Source organism: Nocardia paucivorans NBRC 100373, from assembly GCF_000308675.1.
In the GTDB taxonomy this organism is placed as follows: Bacteria; Actinomycetota; Actinomycetes; order Mycobacteriales; family Mycobacteriaceae; genus Nocardia; species Nocardia paucivorans.
The window spans coordinates 190,967-215,445 of the sequence record NZ_BAGE01000044.1 but is presented as its reverse complement, the minus strand read 5'-3'; the positions used below and the strand labels follow the sequence as shown (position 1 = coordinate 215,445).

Genomic DNA, 24,479 nt, shown 5'->3' with positions numbered 1-24,479 from the left:
TTATGTGACATTTGCGACGCGCCTCGTTCTGGATATTTGCAAAGCATATTTGCAAAGCGGCAGTGTGCTACTTTCGCCTCCCGTTATCGAGAGACCGATGGCCGAGCGTGATATCGCCCACCGCTCGCGCTACGACGAATACATCGGCCTTACCCGATCCGTCTCGTGATATCGCACGGATCGGTATGTTCGAGCGATCTCTCAGGGCCCGGTAGTTCGGTCCGGGACAGTGCGACAACCCGTGCCCGAGTGGCAGACGCTGCCCTCACTCGGCGTCCGGTAGCCATCGAGCGATGCGATCGATGGGTGTATTCGCGTCGACGTGCCAGAGTTTGAGCTTCCAATCGAATGGCAGACCGGCACCGCCCGGCTGCTGCCGCGCATGCTCGCAGGCCGCTGCACCGGCCCGCTGTTCCTGACCGATCGCAAGGCCCGTCCCACGGTCGCCGCAGGCGACATCGACCCGAAAACCGGGCGAGCCCGGCTGTCCTACCGGCGCGCCGCCGAACTGTTCGAAACCCACACCGCGCACTATGACGACGGCCCTTACGTCCTGCATCAGTTGCGTCATTCCCGGTTGACCCATGCCGCCGAGGACGGTGCGTCCACACCGGTGCTGATGAAATTGTCCGGCCATACCTCGGTCCGCAGCCTCGCCAAATACGCTCGGGTGTCCGACGAGGGGCTGCGCCGGTACCAGGCCGACAGCGACCCGGCCGCACGTCGGCGACCGGGCCGATGAACTCTAGCCTACGGCCGTAAGGCGCTCGGCCCGTTGATCTTCCATAGGCACGCGGGTGGCGATAGTACACAGGGCGCGCTAGTGCCTCGTCAAGCAACGTTGGGTAGGTAATCCGGTCGCCGGATTGTGGAGTTGACGGCGAACTCTCGTTTGGGTCGCGCGTGCTGGTTTCGCCAGCGAATGTAGGCACCGATCGCAGCGTCTTGTTCGTTGTGGCCGCGGTGGTCGGTGCCGTTGAGGGCGAAGTAGCGCAACGCGGCGAATTCCGATTCGATCCAGTTCAACCAAGACGAATACGTCGGCAGGAACACCAGCTCCACGTTGTTGGATGCGGCCCATTCCCGAACCTCGGCCCGCTTGTGCGGGGAGAAGTTGTCGACGATGACGTAGAGCTTCTCACCGGGCCAGCGAGCCCGCAGCGTCTTCAAGAATGCCAGGAACTCGATCCACTGTTTCCGGTCCCGGATCCGGTAGTGAATACGACCGGTGGCCAGGTCCAACGCACCGAGTAGATGCCGCACCCCGTGATCGCGGTGGTAAGTCGCCCGCAGCCGGCGCGGCCTGCGAGTCGGGAACCAGCCACGTCCCGGCCGGGGTTGCAGGTTCAACGGCCCGAATTCGTCGACACAGATCACTCGCCCGTCGGTGGGCGGGTGGTCGTAGAGATCGAGGATGCGGTTCATCTTGGTCGTGAAGTCGGGATCGGTGCCACCTTTCCAGGTCTTCGTAGCCTGCCATGACACGCCCTGGGCCCGCAGGATCGTGCGTAGTGTTTCGCGGCTGATGTCGGCGGTCCGGTTGGTGACCAGCATGTCTCGGAGTTTCGACAGGCTCCAGGTCGAGAACGGGCGGCCGAGGTCGCGGGGCAGCACCGGGCGATGCAGGCAATACGTTCACGCGTCGCCCGATCCACCTTCGCCGGCCTACCTCCGCTCCATTTTGGGTCCAACGCGTCGAACCCCCGTTCGTTGAAGTCGTGGATCACTTGGCGCACATACGCTTCCGATACTTGCATCAACCGGGCGATCGCCGGGACCGGTTGATGCTGCGCCGAGGCCATCACCACGATCGCGCGTCGTGTCCTGATCGGCTGTCGGCTCGTTTTGGTGATCTTCTGCAACCGGCGTCCTTCTTCCGGGGTCACCTCCCGCACGAACACTTCTGGTTTCCGGGCCATCGACACCACCTCCACCGGCAGCATCGCCGTCGGCAAGCGCAGGATCAAACCGACACCCGGATTACCGCCACAACCTATCTGGACGAGGCACTAGCTGAACGAGCGGCTCACGAAACCGTCGGGGCGGACCAGCACCGTCCCGTACGGCCAGCCGTCCACCTGGTGCACCGGAACATCGGCCTCCACGCCGGGATCGGCCGTGAATACGCACCACTGCGATCCGACGAGATCCAGCGTGGACACCCCGTCGGCCACCCACATGTGCGGCAGGCGAGATCCTGGGGACCCGTCGAGGTCGAGGGCGACGTCCTCAGTGGAGGGAAGCTCCGCACCGCCGTACCGGTAGCCCAGGTGCACCACCGGCGCGTTGATCGCCCCGGCTGCCTTGCGCGCCTGTGCCATGTCCTTGCCCCAGTGCAGGGACGGATCGTTGAACCGCAGGCGTGCCTGTTCCATCGTCATGAGGGCGACCGGATGGCGTTCGGCGTGATAGGTCTCCAGCAGTTCGGGTCCGGCCTCACCGCGCAGCACGTGCGCGAGTTTCCACGCCAGGTTGTGGGCGTCGGCGATGCCGGTGTTCAACCCGAACGCGCCCAGTGGGGGGATCGCGTGCGCCGCGTCGCCCACCAGGAAGACCCGCCCGACGGACAGGCGATCGGCCACCTGGCCACGGCCCCGGAACCGAAGCACACTGCGGATCTCCACTTCGATGGACGGGTCGCCGAGCGCGGTGCGGATGAGTTCGGGAGTCGGCTCGGTGTCGCGGCCGGTGAGGAACACCCACTCGCGTTCGCCGTCGACGGTCACCAGCAGGCCGGTCGCGTCCGGATGCTCGATATTGCACATGGCGAACGGCTCGCTCGGACGCAGATCAGCGCGGAACAGGACGCTCGTCGTCTCCCGACCCATCACACCGGGACCGGCGAGGCCGACGCCGAGGACCTGCCGGACCCGGCTGCGCACCCCATCGGCCCCCACCAGATAGCGAGCCCGCACGACACGCCCGTCGGACAGAGTCGCGGTGACGCCGCCGGAGTCCTGCTCGAACGAGTCGAGCGCCACGCCGAACTCCACGTCGCCGGCCTTGGTGATCAGCACACGGTCGAGCAGGTTCTGCCCGCACGTGCCGCGGATCCGGGCCGGTGTGTAGGTGAGCTCGGCCGCGGTTTTCACCTTCCACTCCACGCCTTCGGCGAAGTCGGCCTCGGCGAGCGTGCGCCCTTTGATCTTGCCCGCCCGCAAATCGACCGCGGCCTCGTTGACGGCGTGATCCAGGCCTACCTCGCGCAGGATCTCCACCGACCGCGGCCCGATGCCGGTGGCCCTGGGGTGGGGCGAGAGCTCCGGCTTCTCCTCGACGACCAGTGGCTTGGCACCGTGGTGGCGCAACAGCACCGCGAGCATCAGCCCGACGGATCCGCCGCCGACGATCAAAACATCAGTGGATACAGTGTTCCCATACATGGGCACACTGTATCCACTGATGTAGACTCCTGTCCATGCCGCTGATCTGGGAGCGTGAACCGTACCGGCCGAAAAGGCAGGCCCTGAGCGTGAAGCGCATCGTCGACGCGTCCGTCGCCATCGCCGACGCCGAGGGGATCGACGCAGTGTCGATGCGCCGCGTCGCCGCCGAGCTGTCGACCGGCACGACCTCGCTCTACCGCTACGTGGACAGCCGCGACGACCTGCTCGACCTCATGGCCGACGCGGTACAGGACGACCACCCGCCGCTGACGGGAGACTGGCGCGCCGACCTCGAGGCGTACGCCCACCACGAGCGCGAACTGTGGCTGCGGCACACCTGGCTCGCCCCGCTGCTGGCCACCCGGCCATCACTAGGCCCGAACTGGCTGCGCGGCCTGGAACACGCCCTCACCGCAGCCGCCCCGCTGACCTCCGACATCGCCGACGCGGCCTCGGCCGTCGGGCTGATCAGGGACTACGTGCGCGGCGCGGTCATCCGCGAACTCGCCGAGAAACAGACCCAGCGGCGCACCGGTCAGACCGAGGACCAGTGGCGCGCCACCGTCGCCCCGTACATGCGCAAGGTCATCGACAGCGGCGCATATCCCTCGGTTTCGCGCATGATCGAATCCGCCGACCTGAGCCCGGCCGAACAGTTCTCGCACGGGTTGCGCCGCATCCTCACCGGGATCGCGGACTCTCAGCAGACGGCACAATGATCACGAATACACCGAGGCCGATCCCGCCCGAACGGGGAAACACCGATGCGATGCACTGAATTCGGTATTACAGCTGACGTTGCTTGGCTATACCCCCGTAGTGCCGGTCGGGGCCCGGTTTGAGCGCCCGGTCACTCGTCGTCGGGAGCATCCGGATCCCGCAACGGCCGGTGACCTCCGCCCAGATCTGGCAGGTGGAAGCTGTAGTGGCCGTCGAGCCGGATATGGCGGCGGATGAACGGCGAGAGTCGCGCGGCGTCCTCCTCGCGCACCGGATAACCCTGCTCCCGCAGCTGGTCCACGGCGCGGCTCAGGTACACCGAATTCCAGAGCACGGTGATATTCAAAACCAGGCCGAGCGCGTCCAGCTGATCTTCCATCTGATCTTCCATACCGTCGAGGTAGGCGCGGGTGAGTTCGCCCTTGCGGCGTGGAAGACGGTGCGACCCAGGTCGTGGCGTCCTTCCTGAAGGTTGGCCTGGGCCTTGGCTTCGCGCCGGTAGGGTTCGTCGTCGGCCAGGCGCAGGATGTGCAGGGTCTTGAAGATCCGGCCGTAGTGGGCGATGGCCTGGCCGAGGTGGGTGGGGTTGCCGTCGCGGGAGATCATGCGCGTGACCTCGTGCGCGGAGACCTCACCGCGGTTCATCGAGACCGCCACCCGGCACATGTCCTCCCAATGGGCGCAGATCTTGTCCACGTCGATCCGTCCGCGCGCGGCCTTGTCCAAGGGACCGTAGTCGGCGGCCGGGTCGATGCGCCATAACCGCTGATCGGGCAGATGCTTCAGCTGTGGCCGATACCTGCGGCCAAGCAAATGCAGCAGGCCGAAGACGATGTCGGAATACGATCCAGCGTCGGAAATGATGTCGTCGGGAACCTTGCTGCCCTCGGGTTGGCGCAGGATCACATCGATGGCGTTGAGCGAATCGCGCGGGGTACCCGACACCACCATCGCATTCAGCCCGGCCGCCTGGTCGTTGAGCATGTTCAGCCAGGTACTGCCCCGTTTCGGTCCGAAATATTTCCGATTGGGTCGAGCGTGGATCGACCGCACCGGGACGACGAACCGCATCCCGTCCACGCTGGCGACACAGCCGCCGCCCCACAACTGCGCCAACGCCACCTCGGATTGGGCGTTGACCAGCACCGTGTTCGCCGCGGCCATCGTCTCCGCCCGTAGGTAGTGCTGGTCGACATGGCGCAGCCGGTCACGGGTCAACGCGTCCGCGCCAGGCGAGGTCACCGGAACGAGCCCGACATTCATGGCCTGGGCGCACAAGACGGCCGCTACCGACACCCCCAAGTCCGCGACGCGGGCCTTGGTGCCAGCCACGTGGGTGAACGACTCACTGAAGTCCGGATGCCAGCTCATCACCTCCAGGACCATCTCCGGCAGGTCCACACGCGGGATCACCGCCGCGGTGCGGCGCCGCAGATCGACCAGGCTCGGCGGGTCCGGCACCGCGTTCAACGCGGCCACGTGCAGTTTCCCGTCCTCGTCCACCGTCGCCGGAGTGTCGGCACCCAACCGGGCGGCCAGCTCCCGATAGGTGGCGTCGAGGCTTTCACCCAGCTCACCCAACATCGCGCTCGGGTTGTCAGGCAGCCCGAGCGCATTCATGCCGCTGTCGCGGGCCTCTTCCCACGCCATACCGGACAGCAGGTGCGCGCGCGGGTCACGCCATTTCGAGGAGTGTTCGGCGAAGATGTTGCGGTGCTTGAGATGCCGGTGGAACTGCTCGAGCACACACAAGGGTAGGCGGCCCGGTCCACGGTCTGTTCCGGCCGCTCGGGCGGGTAGACCAGGCGCTGCCAGCCGCCACCGACCAGGTCGTGATCGACACGGCGGGCATCGAGCCAGCGGGCCGGTAACCCGCCCCGACCAGTGCGTTGCGGAGAGATCAGATCCGCCAGCCCAGCAACGGCTTTCAACACCGGAGCGGCGTCGGCGGTGGCACCGAACTCGATGTTGCGCATCATCGCGGGCAGAAACGCCCGCACCGTGGCGTACCGGTTGGCCAGCTCCTCGAGTCGCTGCGAATCGCACACCGGATCCGCCTGCGGCACAAGCTCATCGATCGATGCGAGCGCGGCCCGCAGCTCCGCCTTGGACACAGTGTTCTCGATCAGATCCCACACCAGCTCCAGCGACAACCCCGGCTCAGCCTCGCTCATCTCCAGCAGCACCCGCACCGCCTGAGCCAGCTTGCCAGCGTTGCGGCTCACCCGCGGATAGCGCTTCAGCTTCTCATCCTTGGACTGACGTTCGGCCTTGGCCATCAAGTCGGTGACCATCAGCAGATCGAACAACTCCAGCACGTCATCGATGGCCTTGGCACGCAAGGTGAACACCGTCGCGCACAGCAACGCCAGCAACCGCTCCCGCTGGGACTTCATCCGCCGCAGGTGCACTGTCTTGCCGGTAAGCCCATGCGATGCCAAGGCGATCAACCGGCGCGCCGGCACCGCCGCGATGTCCACCGATACCGGGATCACCGCGCTCACGTCACGCACCCGCGCCAGCGCGTTCTTCATGCCCGTCGACGACGGGGTGAACACGCCCTTGCGCAGCCGCTCCAGCTCGACATACCTGCGGCGCTTCTCCTCCCGGCTGTCCAGCAGCCCCAGCAGCTGCCCGGCCTCCCCGCCGGTCAGCTGACCTGCCGGCTGCATCCACAGGCGCCGGTCAGCATCCTGCTTGCCGTCGGTGACCAGCCGCTTGAGCGTCGTGATACCGGGCAGCAGAGCGTTGCGTTTGCGCAACCAGTCCACCGCGCCGGATAGGAGGGCCTTTGGGCCGTCGCCGGTCATCCACGCCTGATCAGCGATCCACGCCAACAGCTCGGCCTCGACCTGCGCGTACGAGACCAGCCCCTCCCTGCGCTGGATCTCCCACGCGTGTTCGAACCGGGTCTTCTCCCGGTCGGTATAGGACTTCACACACGACGGATCGGCGACCTCCAACTGCTCAGCCAGATAATCGAGCACCTCACCCGGAACATCGAGCGGATCGGGCAGGAACATGCCCAAATACCGGACAGTAACCAGTTGAAGAGCAAACCCCAGGCGGTTCGAATCCCGGCGCCGGGCTTGGATCAACTTTCGGTCCTCGTCATCGAGATAGAAGAAACGCTCCAACTCGACTCTCGACAGCACACCGAACTGGCCGTACCCGGAACCCTCATCACGCACAACCCGACATGCAACCACCACACGCCCGCCAGCACCCACCAATCCAGCGAATCAACGTCTACAGCACCAGATCTCGGTCGTCAGCCTTCGCTAGCGCCAGTTTCGGCTCAACTGGACCCCTCATGCCGTACCGCTCGGCGACGGCCGGGTGCGGTGTGCGAGGGGGCGAGGCGTGGAAGCTCGCGCGGCCGATTATCGCCCCTCGACGTCGCGACGTGCTCATCACCGCGACGGTCGTAATGCAGATCGGTCGCGAAGGTAATCGGTCGCGAAGGTAATCGGTCGCGAAGGTATGGGAAAAGTTCGGCGATGGCACGCTGGGCGCCTTGCTCATGGTATCCGGCCCGGGGCACACCGCTTCGGCTACTGCTTCAGGCCTCGACCATCGATTTCTCCCCACGCAATACCGCGCCGAGGCGCTCCGGGAATACGGCGAACACGTGATCCAGCTGACCGGGTGACATCATCCGGTTCAGCGCGGAGGTGATACAGCCGGCGGTGAACGCGACATCGCTCGGAGGAATTCCGGCGCGCTCTGCGAACTCGTCGACGAACTCCGCGACGCGGTGACTTCCCGGCACTCGGCTCGGGACCCATCCCTCATACCAGATACCGCGCAGGTAATCGGGTAGTTGGGCGGTGAGATGTGCGGAATTGGGCACGCCTATCCGATCCCGAACAGTGTGCATCCATGCGCGCAGCGCCCGCAGCGCGAAGGTGAGATCTTCGGTACCCAGGTCGTCGGCGACGGCCCGCAGCCAGGCATGTGCGGTATGCATACCGGCGGCAAGGGGATCACTGTGATGCGTCATTGGTACACCTGCCTTCCGAGTGGCCGGTCCGATGCGCGGTCGGATACCGCAATTCTACGAGCTGACCAGTGACAATCGTGGGCTCGATTTCGTCCCCACGGCATCGCGGGGATTACTACCCGTTCGACCGGTGGTTGATCCGTGCCGCCGAGGTCGGGGTCACAGATGCGACGGGCGGCGGCTACTCGAATGAGCTCCGCTCGTAGCGCTGGTCCGCGCGTGAGCGGAGTGGGACGTTCGCGGTGTGCTCCGCGCATATGTCCGGCACGAAGCCGAGACGCGGTATGCCCGGATCCGAAGCGGACCATTGAATGGTCGGAGTCCGACTCAGCCTTCGGGGCGGGTGGCCCGGCGGCGTCCACGCGGCTTGCCGGACCCGGCGGTGCCGGTGCCATGGTGATCGGTGGTGCGGGTCGTGCCGGTGGACTGTCGGTTCTCGTGCCCGGCCGTGCGGTGCCCGGTTCGCCCGCGGGAACCGCCGCGTAGTCCGGACGTCCCGCGCGCGCCCGCGTGCTCGGCTGCATTGGAGCGGTGGCCGCGTGTGGTCGACGGGTCGTTGCCGTCCGAGTGGACCCGCGTGCCACCCTGCGATCGTGACCGGTTGGCCGACGGCTGCGTCTGCCGCGCGTGGCCGGTTCCGCCGGATCGGCGCGAACGCCGGATTTTCTCGGGTTCCGTCTTCGCCGTGGTGGTCGGCTGCAGCGCCGTCGACGACAGGTCTTCGGCGGGTGCGGATTCGGTGGGAGCCGAGGTTCCGGTCAAGGCGGTGACGATCGGGGAACGAGCGGTCACCGGGCGTGGCCGGGCATCGATACCCGCCTTGCGCAGCAGTGCCGCCACATCCTTGCGCTGCTCGGGCAGTACCAGGGTGACCACGGTTCCCGTCGTGCCGGCGCGGGCGGTACGGCCCGAGCGGTGCAGGTAGGCCTTGTGCTCGGCGGGCGGGTCGACGTGCACGACCAGCTCCAGGTCATCGATGTGGATACCACGCGCGGCGATATCCGTCGCGACCATCACCCGGGCGGTACCCGCGGCGAAGGCGGCGAGATTGCGGTCGCGCGCCGGTTGGGAGAGGTTGCCGTGCAGGTCGACCGCCGGGATACCCGATTTGGTGAGTTGGCCGGCGAGGCGGCGGGCGTGATGTTTGGTGCGCATGAACAGGATGCGGCGTCCGCCTCCGGCCGCCAGCGCGTGGACGAGTTCCTTCTTGGCGTCGGCACCGTCGACCTCGAAGACGTGATGCTGCATGGTCGGCACCGGGGCCGCCGCCTCGTCCACCGAATGCGAGACCGGTGTGCGCAGGAAACGGTCGACCAGCTTTCCCACCCCGTTGTCCAGGGTGGCCGAGAACAGCAGGCGTTGTCCGTCCGGGGGAGTGGCCGTGAGGATTCGGGTCACCGCGGGCAGGAATCCGAGGTCGGCCATGTGGTCGGCCTCGTCCAGCGCGGTGATGCGCACCCCGTCCAGGGTGAGCGCGCGCTGCCGGAGCAGGTCCTCGAGCCGCCCGGGGCAGGCGACGACGATATCGACGCCCTGTTTCAGCGCCCTGATCTGGCGGTTGGCCGGAACACCACCGAATATGGTGGTCACCCGTAGTCCGCAGATCTCGGCCAGCGGTGTGACGGTGGCGGCGATCTGGGTCGCGAGTTCCCGGGTGGGGGCCAGGATCAGGCCCGTGGGCCGATCCGGCGTCCGGACCGCTCCGGCGAGCCGCGCGACAACCGGAATGCCGAAGGCGAGGGTTTTCCCACTGCCGGTTTTGCCGCGGCCGAGCACATCACGACCGGCGAGCGAATCGGGCAGGGTGGCGGCCTGGATGGGGAATGGATTGATGATTCCGTCGGCCGCGAGTGCATCGACGATATCGGTGCGTACGCCGAGATCGGCCAGGGGGCGCGCGGCGGCAGCGGTGGTAGGCATGAAGATAGTGGCGCCTTTCGGCATCGGAGGTGACCGCGACGTCCGGTCGGATCGTGCACCCGTGCAGGCGGAGTTGCGGTTCCCGGCGCGGAATTCGGAATTCGCGCCGAAGGGGACTGGCCCGGATCGGGCCCAGGCATTACCGACACTCTACCCCATGACCCACGTGATCCCGCGGTTGTCCGGCTGGTGCCCCCGCGGAAACGTCGCGGGCCTTCTTCGGATGCGGCCGGATTCACTCGTGGTCGAGAGGGGGACCAGCGTGCCTGCTCGTCGATTTCGAGCAGAACGATAGATATATCGATATGCGCATCTTCGCGGTCTGCTACTCGATTCACCCTCGAGGACGGGCATGGGTGAATACCGGACTCTTCGGTTGGAACGCCCGGCCCGGACCAGGTCGGGCGGGGCGTCGTCATCTGCGTCGCCCCGCCCGCGCCCGGGGTGTCCTCGAGAGGTCGCCTTCCGCACGAGCTCGCCGATCTCGGACTCGTTCCCATGGTCCCTGCCGTGCGGTAGGGGCCGACCGTGTTCAAATCGCCGACGGGCGGTAGATATCGAGCAGGAGGGTCTCGTGGGATTCCCAGAGTTCGAGTAGGGGCAGCGGATCGTCCCGGTCACGGGCGAATTCGAATTCGGCGCGGGTGGCGGGGATGAGGGTGATGTATCGCAAGGCCGGTTCGTCGTGCTCGTCTCGATACAGGTCGAATCCGTCGTCGGTGTACGGGTGAGTCCAGGCGAGCAGGAATTCGATACCGCTTCCAGGGATCAGGGGCTCGATATTGATGTATCCGCCTCCGTACTCGTAGCCCCGCCCACCGACCACCACGCGATCGGCAACCACATGCAGCAGATAGGCGGCCTCGTCGCGTTGTTCGGGGAGGGCCGAGACGACGAATTCCTGAGGAAGGTCGGTGGTGAGGTTCCGAAATCGCACTCCCGTGGTCACCGCGGACACCATGCCGAACCTCGGGTGCGTGTGGAAACCGATGGTGAATCCTCGGTTGCGTCCGCCCGTTTTAGGTTCCGCGTCGGGGGTGACCGAACCGAGGTAATGCTCGGTGTGGGCCAATAGACCCGCATACCGATTCGGGTCGGCATCGAAATTCCGCACCCCGAAACTTTATGCGGGCCTTACCCGAGCCGTATCGCGCAGCCTCCGTCCCGGAGCGGCCGGCCCGCGATATCAGGGGTAGACGATGCTCTTGGCACCCACCATCCGCACCATGCTGAGGATCGGGAGCCCGATCACCAGATGTTCGACTCCGGTGGAGATACCGACCCAGAGGTTGCTGGACAGGGCCAGGGGAATGATCACCGCCGCGGCCGTGAGGATCCCGACGATCCAGGTGAAGAACAATTCCGGTGACGGAGTGCCCAGCCGCAGCAGATACCAGAGCACCCCGGCCAACAGGGTGCAGATGAAGGCCACCACCGCGAACCAGTACGCGTCCTGGGCCATCGGGTTCCACACCCCGAACTTGCCGCTCTCGGTCACCCGGGTGGCGATGATCTCGATGATCCAAGCGCACAACCAGGCAGCCAGCGCAGTTACCACCGCCGCCGCGAGAACACCGCCGGTGAACATGCCCACATTGACCTCCGGGACTTGCGGTCGCGACGGTCGATCCGGGTAATCGGACTGCTGATACGCGCCGTACGTCTCCTGGCCGTAGCCGGGGTCCTGACCGTAGCCGGGGTCCTGACCGTAACCCGGGTCCTGTCCATATCCGGAGGCTCGACCGTATTCGGGGTCGCGATAATTCCTCGGTTGGTAACCGGCTTCGTAGCGTGCGGTGTGCTGGTCGCGCGGATCCATGGGATTCAACCGCCGATCACCTCCGTCGAGAACAGGCGTGTGCGTCGAGTGTAGAGCCGGACCACGCAGGCCGCCCGCCCATCCGACGCAGCGCCCCCTCTTACTCGCTCGGCCCGGCCTCGCATCCCCGCGATACCCCTCGAGATCTCACCTCGGCGTATAGAGGGGGTCGGTCCAATAGCCGGTATCGCGCCCGTAGTCGGGTGTGGTGTAGGCGCGATCCCACGGCGCGTCGGGGGCGATGAGTTCCCGCCACGGGGCGACCTCGACATACATCACTCGCATGGCATTGAGCGAACCGTGATGCAGTGCGGGACCGTCCGTGGTCACGGCGTCCTCGGCGACCGCCACCTCGAAGTTCCGTTCCAGCGCGCTGCGCACCGTCGCTTCGACGCACACATTGGTCTGTAAACCGGCCACGATGAGGCGATCGAGCCCGAGGCCGCGCAGGACGGGATCGAGCTCGGTGTAGGTGAAGAAGCTGTGTCGGGTTTTGTGCAGCACCAGATCGCCGGGCTCGGGGGCGACGGCATCCATGATCTGCGACCGCCACAATCGTTCGGCATCCGACAGTCGCGGAACACGATCGGCCCGGCTGCGGCGGTGCCGGGCCGATCGTGGGGTGAGTGCGGGGCAGCTGACCTGCCGGGAGTAGATCACCGGAATTCCCGTCGACCGGGCGGCCTCGAGTAGCGCCCGGCATTCGTCGACCACCTCCGACAGCCGCCATATCGGGGGCCAACCATAGGCATCGCGCACGTCCTGAGTCAGGTAGCTGTTCTGCATATCGATCATCAGCAACCCCACCGACGCCATAGCCGTACCTCCCCGAATCGACGCCCATTTCGGTCCGCCACCAGCGTTGTCCTCGAACAGTATGAGCCGAACGGTATGGGCTACGGGCCAGGTCGGGCACCCCGGTGTTCTGTGCACCGGTTCGTGCCGTCCTCGATATTCGGTCCGCTCACCCGGTCGATCTCGATCGCCGCGAGCTATCCCCGGGAGATACGCCGCACCGCGCGGTGTCGACATCCGGACGCCCCGATCGGGCCCCTCGGTTTCCTCGCGAGCGGGTCTTCTCATCGGCGAAGGGTGCTCCGGAATCACGCGATAACCGAATCGGCAGGACCAAGGTGCCGGTGGCTGCCGCCGGGCATGCCGAGCTCGATATGTGTCACGTGACTTTATTGGCGCATGCTTCGACGCCTATCGTTCGGCATTTTCACTCTGAGCGGAACCGAAGCTGCTTTTGCGGCGTAATCTTGTAATCAAGTAATTGTTCTTAATGGTGAGAAGGTGAAAGACATGAGGCACGGACACCGGGGGAGAGGCTTCGGTCGGCCCGGCGGTTGGCAGCAGGCCGATCTGCCCGATGCCACGGATGCGCCGGATTGGTTCGCGGGGCGACTGCCGAGTGGCTGGTTCATCGGCAAGCCCGTCATCGAGATCGATCGGGATGAAATCGTGGTGATCGGCGAGCTCCCGCTGCCGCGGCCGGACGAGTCGGAATCCGATGTGGGAGAGACCTCCGTGGCGGAGAAGTCCGACGCGACATCGCGCAAGGTTCCGGAGGCAACGAAAGAGGGAGCGGTCGCTCGTTTTCGCGAATCCACCCGCGCGGCGCGTATGCAGATCGCCGACGAGGCGCAGCGACGTTACGGTCGCAGTGTCGCTTGGGGTGTTTCGGTGGAGGGGGAGCGCATTCTGTTCACCCATTTGGCGGTACCGGTGATGACCCGGCTACGCCAACCGGAACGCAAGGTGCTCGACACGCTCGTCGATGCCGGTGTCGCCCGGTCTCGGTCCGATGCGCTGGCGTGGGCGGTGAAACTGGTGGGCGAACACGCGGAATCGTGGCTCGAAGAGCTGCGTGAGGCCATGCGCAAGGTCGAGGACCTGCGTTCGGAAGGCCCGCGGGGGCTGTGAGAGTGCCGCGCCCGGCCTCGCGGTGCGGACTATCGGGCGAGTCGCGGTGGGAAGCCGCCGGTGGCGATCGGCCCCCAGCGGGTGATATCGATGCGGATCAGCGACTTGTTCTGCCGGGTCATCGCCTCCCGGTATTCGTCCCAATCGGGGTGCTCCCCGGCGATGCCTCGGTAGTACTCCACCAGGCCGTCGAGCGCCTGTGGCATATCGATTACCCGGGCCTGTCCGTCGACCTGGACGTAGGCGTCGTTGAACTCGTCGGATAGCACACAGATCGATACGGCGGGATTGCGACGGATATTGCGGGCCTTGGCCCGCTCGGGATAGGTCGAGATCACGATGCGCCCCTCTGTATCGAGACCGCAGGTGACCGGCGACATCTGCGGGTTGCCATCACCGCGGGTGGTGACCAGGACGCCGCGATGGCGCGGCCGCAGGAATTGCAAGAGTGCGGACCGGTCGACGGTTTCGGCGGTGGCGATACGAGGCATGGGCGCTTCCTTTTCGTCTCGGTATGCGAGTCCGGGCGTGCCGTCGTCGGCGCGAGTTCGATTGTGCACGCTCATGCGGCCGAGTGTCCGCTCCTGTTCGTCCGGTGTTGTTCGTCTCGCCGCGGCCGGGCGGTAGGAGCCGGGAATATCCGAGATTCGGATTCGGTCGATCGGGTGACGTGTCGGCCGGATTCGAGATCAAGCGGGTGAACGGGAGCACATCGGGAAGCGTCGCAGATCCAAGTTAACAAGTGCGCAATTGCGCACCTATAGTTGAGCGATGATCTCCGTTCGTGGTGCCGAGACGAGGCGATCGGTCGTGCCGGCCGACCCGGTGTTTCGCCGGTTGTTCGTGGCCCAGGTGGTGGCGCTGGTCGGGACCGGATTACTGACCGTGGCACTGGGTCTGCTGGCCTACGATCTGGCCGGGGACGAGGCGGGCGCGGTGCTGGGCACAGCGCTGGCCATCAAGATGGTCGCCTATGTCGCGGTCGCACCGGTGATCGCCGCGCTGACCGATCGGATTCCGCGCCGCACGGTATTGGTCACCGCGGATGCCGTGCGGGCCGGGACCGCGGTGGCCTTGCCGTTCGTGGACCAGGTGTGGCAGGTCTATGCGCTGATCTTCGTGCTCCAAGCGGCCTCGGCGACATTCACCCCCGCGTTCCAGGCCGTCATTCCCTCTGTGCTGGTCGACGAGGACGAGTACACCCGGGCGTTGTCGCTGTCGCGACTTGCCTACGACCTGGAGGCGGTGCTGTCCCCGCTGCTGGCCGCCGCCGCGCTGGCCGTGGTCGGCTATCACTGGCTGTTCCTCGGCACCGTCGCCGGGTTCCTCGGCTCGGCTCTGCTGGTCGTTACCACGGCGCTGCCGGTTCCGCCGGCGCCGGACCGATCCCAACCACTGAGCGCGCGGATTCCGGCCGGTGTCCGAATGATGGGGTCGCGGCCGGCGCTGCGCGGGTTGGTGGCCATGAACCTGGTGGTGGCCGCCGGGACCGGGCTGGTGCTGGTCGATACCGTCGTCTATGTGCACGAGCTGCTCGACGGCACCGATACCGGTGTCGCCGTCGCGTTGGGATGCTTCGGCGCCGGTTCGATGCTGGTGGCTCTGGTGCTGCCGCGGCTGCTCGTCGATCGATCCGACCGGTCCTTGATGCTCGCCGGTTGTGCCGTCGTCCCCGCCGGTCTGGTCGTGACCACACTTCTTTTGGCCGTCGACCCCGGACCGGCGCTCGGTTGGGTCGTACTCGGATCGATGTGGTTCGTGCTCGGTGCGGGGACATCGCTCGTCAACACCCCGTCGGCGCGGGTGCTGCGCCGGCACTGCTCCGACCGGGAGCGCCAGGCGCTGTTCACCGCCCAGTTCTCGCTGTCCCATGCCTGTTTTCTGATCACCTACCCCCTCGCCGGGTGGGGCGGCGTTCATGCCGGACATATCGTTGCCGCCGGGGTGTTGGCCGTGATCGCTACACTCGCAGCAATCACGGCCGCATACCTGTGGCCCCGCCCGACGACCGACCGGGGGTTTGCCACGGCGGTCCGATGAAAGCGGTGAGGACATGACCGAGCGCGCAGACCGGAACGCAGGTGCCGCCAGCCTCACGCATCCGGTCCCCCCGGACCCCGCTCGATTGGACGCCGCCACCGGCATCTTCCAGATGCTGGCCGATCCGACCCGTCTGCACATCCTATGGCTGCTCACCCACGGCGAAGCCGATGTCACGGCCCTGGTCGAGGCCTGCGGCGCCTCCCGCACCGCCGTCAGCCAGCATCTGGCCAAATTGCGTTTCACCGGTCTGGTCGACACCCGGCGGGAGGGTCGCCGCATCGTCTACCGGCTGCGAGGCGGACACGTCACCCGGTTGGTCCGCGAAGGGCTCAACCAGGCCGACCACATCGTCACCGGCGAACCACCCCACGAATAGGTCGGTGGGCGGACGGAACCGCCCTGCACGGTCGGTCGCCGACCACGGAGGTCCGAACGGGATGCGCGAAGGCGGTCCGTCGGGGTACTCGCCGAGCCGGAAGGTAGTGGCGAGGAGGACATGATGCCCGACGGGACGATTCGGGGGCCGGACGCATGAAGGTCGCGATCACCGGTGCCGGTGGCAATGTGGGAACCGCGTTGTTGCGCGCTATGCGCGGGGAGGATTGGGAGCCGGTCGGTATCGCGCGGCGGCGTCCGGATACCACGCGGGAACCCTACACACTTACCCGATGGGTCACCTGCGATATCGGGGAGGCCGCGGCGATACCGGTGCTGACCGAGGCCTTCGCCGACGCGGACGCGGTGGTCCATCTGGCCTGGGCGATCCATCCGCGTCGGGAGGATCCGCCGATGGCCAGGACGAATGCCGTGGGTAGCGCCCATGTCATGTATGCGGCGGCCGCGGCCGGAGTTCCGCAGCTGGTGTGCGCGTCTTCGGCGGCGGCATACGCCCCCGCCGAACGGTGGCGGCGCATCGACGAGAGCTGGGCGCTCACGGGGGTGCCCGGCAGCGCCTACAGCCTCGGTAAAGCTCTGCTGGAGCAGCAACTCGACGCGTTCGAGCGGCAACACCCCGCCATGCGGATCGCCCGCATCCGGCCGTGCGGGATCGTGCAGGGTGCTGCCGCGGCCCAGTTGGCCGGTTGGTTGTTCGGATCATGGCTGCCGCGCCCGCTCCTCGGCCGACGGTGGGTACCGGTGCCGCTGTGGAAAGATCTGCGGTTGCAGCTCGTCCACGCCGACGATGTCGCCTCGGCGATTCGGCTCATTCTGCGGCAGCAGGCGGAGGGGGCCTTCAATCTCGCCGCCGACCCGGCGCTGTCGGCGCAGGCGCTGGCCGCCTCGTTCGGCGGATTCCGGGTACCCCTGTCCCGTCGGGTGGCGGCCGCCGGCGTGTGGGCGGGTTGGCGGTCGGGTCTGTTACCGCTACATCCGGGCTGGATCACCTTGGCCGACCGCGCCTGCCTGCTCGATACCGGTAGGGCACGTGGGGAACTGGGGTGGGTGCCGCACTACGACGCCGGTGCCGTCTGCGACGAACTCGTCGCCGCGCTGCGGGCCGGGCGGGTGGGGGACAGCGGTCCACTCACCCCCACCCACACTCCGTTTCGTCCGGGCCGACCGACTCACCAGAGCCAAGATCCGGATGTGCGGCAGGTGGGTGCCACCGCAGTATCCGCCGCGGGTCGGGAGACCGGGAACTCGGGCGGTTTCCCGGAGCGGTGACCTCGTGCCCATGGCGGCCCGCGGACCCGGCGGCAGGTGACAGTGGGCGGGCTCGGACGGCGGATTCATCGCGCATCCGCCCGCTTTCGCCGCGAGCCGGTCGTCCGGGGATCAGCCGGCGTCGGCGCGAGAACGTCCCACGGCCAGGGCCGCGAGTCGTGCGAGTGATTCGTTGTTGCGGGGGATCAACGCGAGGTCCTGGAGGGGGCCCGGCAGCAGTCGCCCGGGTCCGCTGATGGCTCGCTCCGCCATGCGGACCTCGGTGAGATGTGGTTGGAGTTCGACGAGCTCCAATGTGATCCAGGCCGAGCCCGCCGGCCACAACCGCGCCTCGAGTTCGAGCCGGTGTGGCGGGTCCACGGCGTGAACCACTGTGACATCGTGTCGGGTCAGCGGCCAAACCCCGACACTGTGGTGGATGCGGGCACCCACATTCGGCCACTCGCGGTCGACCTCGCGGATATGGGTGGCGCCGACCACCCACAACGCGTACAGCCACCCGTCGGCGAGGATCGCGAACACGTCCTCGACGGGCACCGGAATGCGCACCTTCGGTTCAGCCGGCATGGCTCCTCCGATCGTCCGAACCCGTAACCGCCCGGCGCCGCCGGCCGCGGTATCCACTCGTCCCGAGAACTGCTGCCATCCTCCGACGGCCGTACCCGGTGGCGGGTCGGTCAAACGTTGTCTCGGCGGCGAAGGTCGTGGTCGGGGGCTGTTCGGGGGTTGAGGCTCATCCGGGAGAAAAGTCACGCTAAGCAGACGGGCTGAATCCTGTTGTTGAGCTGGTGATTTCATGTCGGCGTGATTGATGCGGGTGTGCCCGGTTATGGGCGTTTCGGTGTGTTGTCCCGGGTGGAGTTGGAGCGGTTCTGCTATCTGGATGATGAGGATCGGCGGTTGGTCGCGACGCGGCGCCGGGATTACAACCGGCTCGGGTTCGCGGTGCAGGTGGTGACGGTCCGCTACCTGGGGATGTTCCTGGCCGATCCGATCGATGTGCCGGCGGAGCTGGTGGCTTATCTGGCCGAGCAGTTGGAGATCGAAGATCCGTCGTGTCTGGGTGAGTACATGGTGCGGCGTACGACGCGGTTCGAGCATCAGGCCGAGATCGAGGCCGCATACGGGCTGATGGGGTTCGGTGAGGCGGAGGCGGAACTGGCGGCGTGGGTCGCTGATCAGGCTTGGATCACCGGCGACGGTCCGAAGGCGATTTTCGAGGGTGCTGTGGCGTGGTGCCGGGCCCGGCGGGTGCTGCTGCCGGGTGTGACGACGCTGGAGAAGCTGGTCGCCGCGGGTCGGGAGGCGGCTGAGCAGCGGTTGTGGGCGCAGCTTGCCGGGCAGCTCTCGCCGTCGTCGGCGGGTGTGCTGTTGGGGTTACTGGAGGTGCCGGCGGGCATGAGACAGCGGGTCAGTGAGCTGGATCGGCTGCGGAAGGGGGTGTTTCGGCCCTCGTCGAAAGGAATGCTGACCGCATTGGAGCGGGTCGGTGATCTCGCGGTGGCGGGCTCGTCGGGGGTGGATGTGTCGGCGGTGCCGCCGCGGCGGCTGCTGGGTTTGGCTCAACACGGCTTGTCGGGCAAGGCGACTCAGCTACGCCGGATGAGCCGCGAGCACCGGCTGGCGGTTTTGGCGGCCACGGTGTCTGTGCTGAGCGCCCGCGCTGTCGATGACGTACTGGAGCTGTTCGACCTGCTGATGACCACGGAATTGCTGTCCAAGGCCGAACGGCAGTCGAAAGAGGAGAAGCTACGCCGCTATCCGCAGGTCTCACGGAACGCCGGCAAATTAGCCGAGGCGGTGCGGGTGCTACTGGAGATGGTGGAGATCGATCAGGGCATCGAGCTGGGCGTGGTGTGGGACCTGATCGAGGCGAAGGTGACCGGCACCGTGTTGCGATCAGCAGTCGCGGTCATCGACGAACTGGTCCCGCCCGGGGACGCCGAACTCGACGGTCAGCGCGCCGAGGAACTGGCCGGCCGGTTCGCGACCGTGCGGCCGTTTCTGCCCCGGTTGATGCGCGGCCTGGTCTTCGGCGCGACTCCCGAGGGCGCGCCGGTGCTGGCCGCGATGCGCACTCTGGCCGAGTTGATCACGGAGAAACCGGGCAAGTCCGGGGCGCGGTGGCTGGATGCGCGCCGTGTCGATCACGACCTGATCGGTGGCGCGTGGTCCCGGCTGGTCTATGTGGCCGGCCGGCCGAAACCGTCGATCGCGCCGCCTACACGTTCTGTGTGCTCGAGCAGTTCCACCGCCATCTCAAGCACCGCAACATCTTCGTGGAGGCTTCGTCGAAGTGGCGCGATCCCCGCGCGCACCTGCTGAGCGGCGCGAGTTGGGAAACCGCGCGTGAGGCCGGGCTCAACGCGCTGGGTCTTCCGCACGAGCCGGCGGTGATGCTCGCTGAGCATGCCGAAGCATTGGATGCCGCGTATCGGGAGGTCGCGGCCCGGCTCGACGGCGATACCCCGGCCACGGTCGACGAAGACGGCAAGCTGCACGCCGCTGCGTTGACGGCGGTCCCGGATCCGCCGAGTCTGACCGATCTGCGGCGGCGGGTGGAGGCGATGCTGCCGCGGATCGATCTGCCCGAGCTGGTGCTGGAAGTGATGTCGTGGCATCCCGGGTTCACAGAGGCCTTCACCCACGCCTCCGGAAACCCCGCCCGGGTCGCCGATCTCGGATTGTCGGTCGCGGCAGTGTTGTGCGCGCACGCGATGAACGTCGGATTCGGTCCGGTCACCAGCCCCGGGGTGGAAGCCCTGACCCGGGACCGGCTGCACCACGTCGACCAGTCCTATATCCGCTTCGACACCCTCGCCGCCGCCAACACCGCGTTGGTCGAGGCCCAGGCCCGTATCCCGCTGGCCCAGGCATGGGGCGGTGGGCTCGTCGCGTCGGTGGACGGGCTGCGGTTCGTGGTCCCGGTGCGCACCATCCACGCCCGCCCGAACGCGAAGTATTTCGGCCGCAAACGCGGGATCACCTGGCTGAATATGATCAACGACCAGGCCAGCGGCCTTGCCGCCCAGGTACTGTCGGGAACTCCGCGTGATTCGCTGCACGCGGTGGATGTGGTGCTGCGACAGCAGGGTGGGACGGTGCCGGAGGCGATCATTACCGATACCGGTTCCTACAGCGATATCGTGTTCGGGCTGCTGCACCTGCTCGGCCGCCGATACCGCCCGCAACTGGCTAACCTGCCCGATCAACGGTTGTGGCGTATCGACCCGGCCGCCGACTACGGGCCCCTGGACAAAGCCGCTCGCGGCCGCATCGACGTCGAGCGGATCGTCCGGCACTGGGAGGACATGTGCCGGATCGCGGTCTCCATCCATACCGGCGAAGTGTCCGCGCACGAGGTCACGCGCATGATCTCCCGCGACGGACAACCGACCTCGCTCGGGCAGGCGGTCGCGCATTTCGGGCGGATCTTCAAGACTCTGCATGTGTTGCGGCTGGCCGACGACGAACCCTATCGCCGTGAGATCAAGACCCAGGCCAACCTCACCGAGGGTCGCCATGACCTGGCGCGGCGGATCTTCCACGGCCGCAAGGGCGAAATGACCTGGGTCTACTACGAAGGGATGGAAGACCAGCTCTCCGCACTCGGCCTGGTGCTGAACTGCGTGGTGCTGTGGAACACCGTCTACATGGACCGCGCCCTGGACGCGCTGCGCGCCCAGGCATATCCGGTACTCGATGCGGACGCGGCGCGGCTCTCGCCGTTCGTCCGCTCACATATCGGCATCGACGGGCACTACAGTTTCCATCTGCCCGACCTCGGAGGGACACACCGCCCATTGCGCGACCCGGACGCCTTGGACAACACCGTCCACGACTGATGTCGGTCACCGCAGATGCGGCCGTGGCTGGGGATGCAGTTACAGGCCGCGTGCGTAGCGCACGGACTCGATCACGGCGTCCATATCGAGTTCCAGTCCCGGCGTGCTGTCCACGATCTCTTGGATCTCGAGTACCGCGTCGTCGAAGTGCGACGCCGAGCCGAGGCGATCAGCTCATGGCGCACATAGTCACTCAGCGGCATACCTGCTACTGCGGCGCGCGCATTGAATACGCTCCACGCCTCGGAAGGCAACTCATAGATACTGATCAAGGCCAGAGCCCCGTCGTCGACCTCGGCACCGGGGTGCCCGGGCCGCTCATCGGCAAGGAACTGCACGACCGCATCGATGGATACCCGCCGACCCGCGAGCGTGATCAGCTCTCGACGCACGTACTGCCGCACCGGCAGCCCGGCCGCACGAGCACGCCGCCGCAAGACGTCGGCAGTGGTCGTGGGCAGGTCCTCGATGTCGATCAACGCCATACCAGCACGGTACTGCCCGGTCGTTCCCGAACACCAGCGCCACCCACCACACCGAGCAGGCCCCTCAGTCAGCTCGCCATGGTTACGCACGCTGTTCAGCGACTGGAACGCCGCCGCGCCGCCGGATCGCTGTCGGCCTGATACCGGCGCAGGCCCTCGTCGGAAACCCGCGCGTATTTCGCCAGGCTGCGTACCGAGGTGTGCCCGGACAGCTTCATCAACACCGGCGTCGAAGCGCCGTCCTCCGCAGCGTGGGTGAGCCGGGAATGCCGCAGCTGATGCAGGGTGTACGGGCCACCGTCGAAGACCGCGGTGTGGGCCTCGAACAGTTCCGCGGCACGGCGGTAGGACAGTCGGGCCCGTCCCGTGGCTGGGTCGACGTCGTTGATGGCCACGGTCGGCCGTGCCTTACGGTCGGTGAGGAACAGCGGCCCGGACCGGCGGCCGGCCAGCATCCGCGGCAGCAGCCGGGCGGTGCCGGTCTGCCAGGCGATGACCTCACGGGCTCCGCCCTTTCGGGTTACCACCGCGCACCGATTCGCCGGGTCAAGATCACCGACATCCAGCATCAGCACTTCCTCGGTGCGGGCAGATGATTCGTAGAGCAGATGCCACAGCACCCGCTCCCGCAGCGGTGCCTGCAACCCCAGGATCTGGGTGACCCGCTCCCGGCTCAACGCCTTGCTCGAATCCGGCGGCGCGGGCCGGGCCCGCAACCGCACCAGCGGATCCCCGGACAGCCAGTCCTGCTCACGCCAGTACCCGAACGCCGAAACCAGCGCGGTCAACCGGATGTTGAACGTTTTCGCCGACTTCGCACCCCACACATAGGTGAACCAGCCGCTGACCCGGTCCGGTTCCGCGCTCAGCTGCGCCACGTCGGCGTCGGCGCCGAAATCGGCGACGAGGCGATCCAGCGCCGCCGCATACGTCGCGCGGGTATTACGGACCGTGATCGTGGCCAGATAGATCTGCACGGCATCCGCCAACCGCACCCCTGCCGCCGGCCGCGGCAACGCCCGAACCCGACCCACCACCAACCTCCCACATCGCTACCGCAGATAGTTTCCCGAGTCGCCGCCGCTCGGACAGGGCATCGCGCCAGGACGGCTCACCAATTACCGCACATAGTATGCTGCTATCTGCGGTAACTGCTTAGCGTGACTTTTCTCCCGAACATCACCACCCCCGCCGATCTCCGCAGGTTACGGGTCTGGACTCTGCTCACCGAGACGCGCAGGATGAAAACCGTGGACAACGCCGCACGGCGGGAGATCCTTGCCCGGGTCGCCGCCGACGCCGACCAGCTGGCCGCCACGCTCCACCGTTAACGAGACCGGCGGCGCGACGCCGGGCAGGACACCACCTGGATGGACCAGATGCTGCCCGAGCTGGACCAGCTCGCGAGCGACACCCATGACGTCGAGACCACCGAAGCAATCAGGCTGGTCCTCGATCGGCACGGACCCGGCCCTTACCCGGCCCTTACCCGGACGAGGACCTGGCCGCTCTCGCCGGCGTAGACCTCGACCGATTCCGCCGCGTACGCCAGCAGCTGGTGGCCGCAGGCCTCGCCCGACCGGCCGACGGACAACCAGACTATTGACGCAGGTCAGATCCAGCTGGCCACACAGGCAAGGACTCCGCCCCCGACCCTTCCTGTAGTGAGCTGGAACGGAGGATGGTGTGCAGTTCCGCTGCGACGCGCTCGTGATCGAAGACCGCGAAATCGAGGTGCCGGGCCGTCCGCTCGGCGAGCCGGCAGTACAGACCGACAGTGGCCAGCAGAGCCCGCTCGGATTCCCTCACACCGAATCCGGACCAGCAGTGTTCGAGTTCGGCCTGCACGTCGCGGTCCATCCACGAGCGCAGGCGCGTGCCCAGATACCGGGTATCGAAGTCGCCGCCGTAACGGGCCCAGTGATCCCACTCGATCATGCGCAACAGTTCGGCCTTGAGGTCCTGGTCCGTAGCTTCGCCGACCACGGCTCATCACGCACAATCGCTTTGGCCTCCATCAACGCTGCCGCCCACGCCCAGTTCACCGATTCCCAGAACTCCCCAGCCTTCGGTGCCGAAGCCACCAGCGGCCGATGCGAGGCAGTACCGGCGATGCTGTCCTTGTCGAGCAGCACCCTGAACGGCCGCCCGTAAAAACGCCCTCCGAGGTCGTCGGCGGGAAGGAGGGTGAAATCGAGCTTGCCGCCGGCGTAGTACACGAGCCGAGTGGGATTGCCGTCGCCGTCCTCGAGACGTTCGACCACCAGGACTTCGCCCAGCCGCTCCCACCAGGACTCGTCTTCGAGTAGTGCCGCAATGTCGGTGGTGAAAACTTGGATATCACGGTCCGATAGCGGGTGATCGGCTCCCTGGGCTGCCGACCCGGTGAGAAGGGGTTCCGGTTGTAACCGCCGAAAATCGGGCGGATATGGGTACAGTCCCTGGTCACGAGGCTGCGGTTCGTCACCGAGGCGGACCCGGGATAACAATCCATTATCCGGGGTAGCGGACCAGCGACCTGCGGCGATGTCGCTCCGTCCCGCGCGTGAAGCGGTCCTGTTATCCGGGCCAAACCCAAATGTGTTGTTTCTTCGGCGGTTACTACCGCGACCCCAAAGTCCCCGAAAAGTCGCGCTAAGGAGTTGCCGCAGACAACTGCCGATTATC

25 protein-coding genes and 1 pseudogene are annotated in these 24,479 nt (G+C 66.7%); 9 read left to right on the top strand and 17 right to left on the bottom strand.

The genetic code is table 11. From position 1 onward, the window contains the following. Positions 1-322 precede the first annotated feature (322 nt). Positions 323-742 carry a tyrosine-type recombinase/integrase gene (locus ON32_RS15350; RefSeq protein WP_245551074.1) on the top strand — a complete coding sequence of 140 codons (420 nt, stop codon included), beginning with the start codon at positions 323-325 and terminating at the stop codon, positions 740-742. 89 nt (positions 743-831) lie between these two features. Here ON32_RS15350 and ON32_RS29455 read toward each other — a convergent pair whose 3' ends face one another. The 3 genes and pseudogenes from ON32_RS29455 to ON32_RS15340 form a co-directional block, all read right to left on the bottom strand. Then, positions 832-1,554, bottom strand: a complete 723-nt coding sequence (locus tag ON32_RS29455; RefSeq protein WP_245551073.1) for an IS630 family transposase — start codon at positions 1,552-1,554, stop codon at positions 832-834. A gap of 143 nt (positions 1,555-1,697) precedes the next feature. Then, positions 1,698-1,802, bottom strand: a pseudogene (locus tag ON32_RS30110) (helix-turn-helix domain-containing protein); the annotation flags it as partial. A 207-nt stretch (positions 1,803-2,009) separates the two neighbouring features. Further along, a complete protein-coding gene (locus ON32_RS15340) occupies positions 2,010-3,383 on the bottom strand; it encodes an FAD-dependent monooxygenase (RefSeq protein WP_083874538.1) in 1,374 nt (457 codons plus the stop codon). Between the two features lie 35 nt (positions 3,384-3,418). On the opposite strand from ON32_RS15340, the gene ON32_RS15335 reads away from it, so the two are divergent. After that, positions 3,419-4,105, top strand: a complete 687-nt coding sequence (locus ON32_RS15335; protein ID WP_040791555.1) for a TetR/AcrR family transcriptional regulator — start codon at positions 3,419-3,421, stop codon at positions 4,103-4,105. 131 nt (positions 4,106-4,236) lie between these two features. Here the strand turns inward: ON32_RS15335 and ON32_RS30550 are convergent, their stop codons facing one another. The 8 genes from ON32_RS30550 to ON32_RS15300 all read right to left on the bottom strand — a co-directional run bounded on the left by ON32_RS30550 (position 4,237) and on the right by ON32_RS15300 (position 12,664). Continuing rightward, a complete protein-coding gene (locus tag ON32_RS30550; protein ID WP_281032235.1) occupies positions 4,237-4,485 on the bottom strand; it encodes a Tn3 family transposase in 249 nt (82 codons plus the stop codon). Continuing rightward, positions 4,449-5,756, bottom strand: coding sequence for a Tn3 family transposase (locus ON32_RS30105; RefSeq protein WP_281032234.1), 1,308 nt, complete (start codon positions 5,754-5,756; stop codon positions 4,449-4,451). Before ON32_RS30105 ends, ON32_RS30550 begins: the two co-directional genes overlap by 37 nt. Beyond that, positions 5,723-7,297: a DUF4158 domain-containing protein gene (locus tag ON32_RS30100; protein WP_040791554.1), complete on the bottom strand. Its 1,575-nt coding sequence runs from the start codon at positions 7,295-7,297 to the stop codon at positions 5,723-5,725. Before ON32_RS30100 ends, ON32_RS30105 begins: the two co-directional genes overlap by 34 nt. Before the next feature lie 371 nt (positions 7,298-7,668). Continuing rightward, positions 7,669-8,109, bottom strand: a complete 441-nt coding sequence (locus ON32_RS15320) for a DUF2267 domain-containing protein (RefSeq protein WP_051133279.1) — start codon at positions 8,107-8,109, stop codon at positions 7,669-7,671. A gap of 327 nt (positions 8,110-8,436) precedes the next feature. Beyond that, entirely contained in the window at positions 8,437-10,029 is a 1,593-nt protein-coding gene (locus ON32_RS15315; protein WP_083874554.1) for a DEAD/DEAH box helicase, read from the bottom strand. Between the two features lie 532 nt (positions 10,030-10,561). Further along, positions 10,562-11,143, bottom strand: coding sequence for a suppressor of fused domain protein (locus tag ON32_RS15310; protein ID WP_040791553.1), 582 nt, complete (start codon positions 11,141-11,143; stop codon positions 10,562-10,564). A 72-nt stretch (positions 11,144-11,215) separates the two neighbouring features. Beyond that, positions 11,216-11,848, bottom strand: a complete 633-nt coding sequence (locus ON32_RS15305) for a DUF6069 family protein (protein WP_040791552.1) — start codon at positions 11,846-11,848, stop codon at positions 11,216-11,218. A 147-nt stretch (positions 11,849-11,995) separates the two neighbouring features. Then, a complete protein-coding gene (locus ON32_RS15300; protein ID WP_040791551.1) occupies positions 11,996-12,664 on the bottom strand; it encodes a cysteine hydrolase family protein in 669 nt (222 codons plus the stop codon). Between the two features lie 489 nt (positions 12,665-13,153). On the opposite strand from ON32_RS15300, the gene abmR reads away from it, so the two are divergent. Continuing rightward, a complete protein-coding gene (gene abmR, locus ON32_RS15295) occupies positions 13,154-13,774 on the top strand; it encodes an ATP-binding transcription factor AbmR (protein ID WP_040791550.1) in 621 nt (206 codons plus the stop codon). A 29-nt stretch (positions 13,775-13,803) separates the two neighbouring features. Here the strand turns inward: abmR and ON32_RS15290 are convergent, their stop codons facing one another. Continuing rightward, positions 13,804-14,265 carry a PPOX class F420-dependent oxidoreductase gene (locus ON32_RS15290; protein WP_040791635.1) on the bottom strand — a complete coding sequence of 154 codons (462 nt, stop codon included), beginning with the start codon at positions 14,263-14,265 and terminating at the stop codon, positions 13,804-13,806. Positions 14,266-14,545: 280 nt separating this feature from the next. Between ON32_RS15290 and ON32_RS15285 the strand changes: the two genes are divergently transcribed. From ON32_RS15285 to ON32_RS15275, 3 genes are all read left to right on the top strand, one after another. Beyond that, a complete protein-coding gene (locus tag ON32_RS15285; protein WP_051133278.1) occupies positions 14,546-15,814 on the top strand; it encodes an MFS transporter in 1,269 nt (422 codons plus the stop codon). Between the two features lie 13 nt (positions 15,815-15,827). Next, complete coding sequence (locus tag ON32_RS15280) at positions 15,828-16,193, top strand: ArsR/SmtB family transcription factor (protein ID WP_040791548.1); 366 nt, start codon at positions 15,828-15,830, stop codon at positions 16,191-16,193. Positions 16,194-16,348: 155 nt separating this feature from the next. Beyond that, a complete protein-coding gene (locus ON32_RS15275) occupies positions 16,349-17,482 on the top strand; it encodes an NAD-dependent epimerase/dehydratase family protein (RefSeq protein WP_051133277.1) in 1,134 nt (377 codons plus the stop codon). A 111-nt stretch (positions 17,483-17,593) separates the two neighbouring features. On the opposite strand, the gene ON32_RS15270 is transcribed toward ON32_RS15275, so the two are convergent. Further along, positions 17,594-18,049 carry an SRPBCC family protein gene (locus tag ON32_RS15270; protein WP_040791633.1) on the bottom strand — a complete coding sequence of 152 codons (456 nt, stop codon included), beginning with the start codon at positions 18,047-18,049 and terminating at the stop codon, positions 17,594-17,596. Between the two features lie 237 nt (positions 18,050-18,286). Here ON32_RS15270 and ON32_RS30095 point away from each other — a divergent pair, with 237 nt between their 5' ends. Further along, positions 18,287-19,807: a DUF4158 domain-containing protein gene (locus tag ON32_RS30095; protein WP_245551072.1), complete on the top strand. Its 1,521-nt coding sequence runs from the start codon at positions 18,287-18,289 to the stop codon at positions 19,805-19,807. After that, positions 19,717-21,327 carry a Tn3 family transposase gene (locus tag ON32_RS30090; RefSeq protein WP_245551070.1) on the top strand — a complete coding sequence of 537 codons (1,611 nt, stop codon included), beginning with the start codon at positions 19,717-19,719 and terminating at the stop codon, positions 21,325-21,327. The genes ON32_RS30095 and ON32_RS30090 overlap by 91 nt, the downstream gene beginning before the upstream one ends. Before the next feature lie 71 nt (positions 21,328-21,398). On the opposite strand, the gene ON32_RS15260 is transcribed toward ON32_RS30090, so the two are convergent. Together ON32_RS15260 and ON32_RS15255 are read right to left on the bottom strand one after the other, a co-directional pair. Further along, positions 21,399-21,812 (bottom strand): hypothetical protein, encoded by a 414-nt coding sequence (locus ON32_RS15260; protein WP_245551068.1) that lies wholly within the window; start codon positions 21,810-21,812, stop codon positions 21,399-21,401. A gap of 95 nt (positions 21,813-21,907) precedes the next feature. Then, positions 21,908-22,849: a tyrosine-type recombinase/integrase gene (locus tag ON32_RS15255; RefSeq protein WP_245551066.1), complete on the bottom strand. Its 942-nt coding sequence runs from the start codon at positions 22,847-22,849 to the stop codon at positions 21,908-21,910. Between the two features lie 123 nt (positions 22,850-22,972). Here ON32_RS15255 and ON32_RS28885 point away from each other — a divergent pair, with 123 nt between their 5' ends. After that, positions 22,973-23,143 carry a hypothetical protein gene (locus ON32_RS28885; RefSeq protein ID WP_157224204.1) on the top strand — a complete coding sequence of 57 codons (171 nt, stop codon included), beginning with the start codon at positions 22,973-22,975 and terminating at the stop codon, positions 23,141-23,143. A gap of 268 nt (positions 23,144-23,411) precedes the next feature. On the opposite strand, the gene ON32_RS30545 is transcribed toward ON32_RS28885, so the two are convergent. Next, positions 23,412-23,750, bottom strand: a complete 339-nt coding sequence (locus tag ON32_RS30545) for an aminoglycoside 6-adenylyltransferase (protein WP_051133276.1) — start codon at positions 23,748-23,750, stop codon at positions 23,412-23,414. Continuing rightward, on the bottom strand, positions 23,747-24,301 hold the full coding sequence (locus ON32_RS30540; protein WP_051133275.1) for an aminoglycoside 6-adenylyltransferase: 555 nt from the start codon (positions 24,299-24,301) through the stop codon (positions 23,747-23,749). The genes ON32_RS30545 and ON32_RS30540 overlap by 4 nt, the downstream gene beginning before the upstream one ends. Positions 24,302-24,479 lie beyond the last annotated feature (178 nt).

Excerpts from the sequence above, each read along its gene's own strand:
- abmR (WP_040791550.1), top strand. The coding sequence starts at position 13,154 with ATGAGGCACGGACACCGGGGGAGAGGCTTCGGTCGGCCCGGCGGTTGG.
- ON32_RS15300 (WP_040791551.1), bottom strand. The coding sequence starts at position 12,664 with ATGGCGTCGGTGGGGTTGCTGATGATCGATATGCAGAACAGCTACCTG.
- ON32_RS15280 (WP_040791548.1), top strand. The coding sequence starts at position 15,828 with ATGACCGAGCGCGCAGACCGGAACGCAGGTGCCGCCAGCCTCACGCAT.
- ON32_RS15315 (WP_083874554.1), bottom strand. The coding sequence starts at position 10,029 with ATGCCTACCACCGCTGCCGCCGCGCGCCCCCTGGCCGATCTCGGCGTA.
- ON32_RS29455 (WP_245551073.1), bottom strand. The coding sequence starts at position 1,554 with ATGCTGGTCACCAACCGGACCGCCGACATCAGCCGCGAAACACTACGC.
- ON32_RS15260 (WP_245551068.1), bottom strand. The coding sequence starts at position 21,812 with ATGGCGTTGATCGACATCGAGGACCTGCCCACGACCACTGCCGACGTC.
- ON32_RS15340 (WP_083874538.1), bottom strand. The coding sequence starts at position 3,383 with ATGTATGGGAACACTGTATCCACTGATGTTTTGATCGTCGGCGGCGGA.
- ON32_RS15285 (WP_051133278.1), top strand. The coding sequence starts at position 14,546 with ATGATCTCCGTTCGTGGTGCCGAGACGAGGCGATCGGTCGTGCCGGCC.
- ON32_RS15335 (WP_040791555.1), top strand. The coding sequence starts at position 3,419 with ATGCCGCTGATCTGGGAGCGTGAACCGTACCGGCCGAAAAGGCAGGCC.
- ON32_RS15305 (WP_040791552.1), bottom strand. The coding sequence starts at position 11,848 with ATGGATCCGCGCGACCAGCACACCGCACGCTACGAAGCCGGTTACCAA.
- ON32_RS15290 (WP_040791635.1), bottom strand. The coding sequence starts at position 14,265 with ATGCCTCGTATCGCCACCGCCGAAACCGTCGACCGGTCCGCACTCTTG.
- ON32_RS15270 (WP_040791633.1), bottom strand. The coding sequence starts at position 18,049 with ATGCCGGCTGAACCGAAGGTGCGCATTCCGGTGCCCGTCGAGGACGTG.
- ON32_RS15320 (WP_051133279.1), bottom strand. The coding sequence starts at position 8,109 with ATGACGCATCACAGTGATCCCCTTGCCGCCGGTATGCATACCGCACAT.
- ON32_RS30550 (WP_281032235.1), bottom strand. The coding sequence starts at position 4,485 with ATGGAAGATCAGCTGGACGCGCTCGGCCTGGTTTTGAATATCACCGTG.
- ON32_RS30105 (WP_281032234.1), bottom strand. The coding sequence starts at position 5,756 with ATGGCGTGGGAAGAGGCCCGCGACAGCGGCATGAATGCGCTCGGGCTG.
- ON32_RS30545 (WP_051133276.1), bottom strand. The coding sequence starts at position 23,750 with ATGATCGAGTGGGATCACTGGGCCCGTTACGGCGGCGACTTCGATACC.
- ON32_RS15275 (WP_051133277.1), top strand. The coding sequence starts at position 16,349 with ATGAAGGTCGCGATCACCGGTGCCGGTGGCAATGTGGGAACCGCGTTG.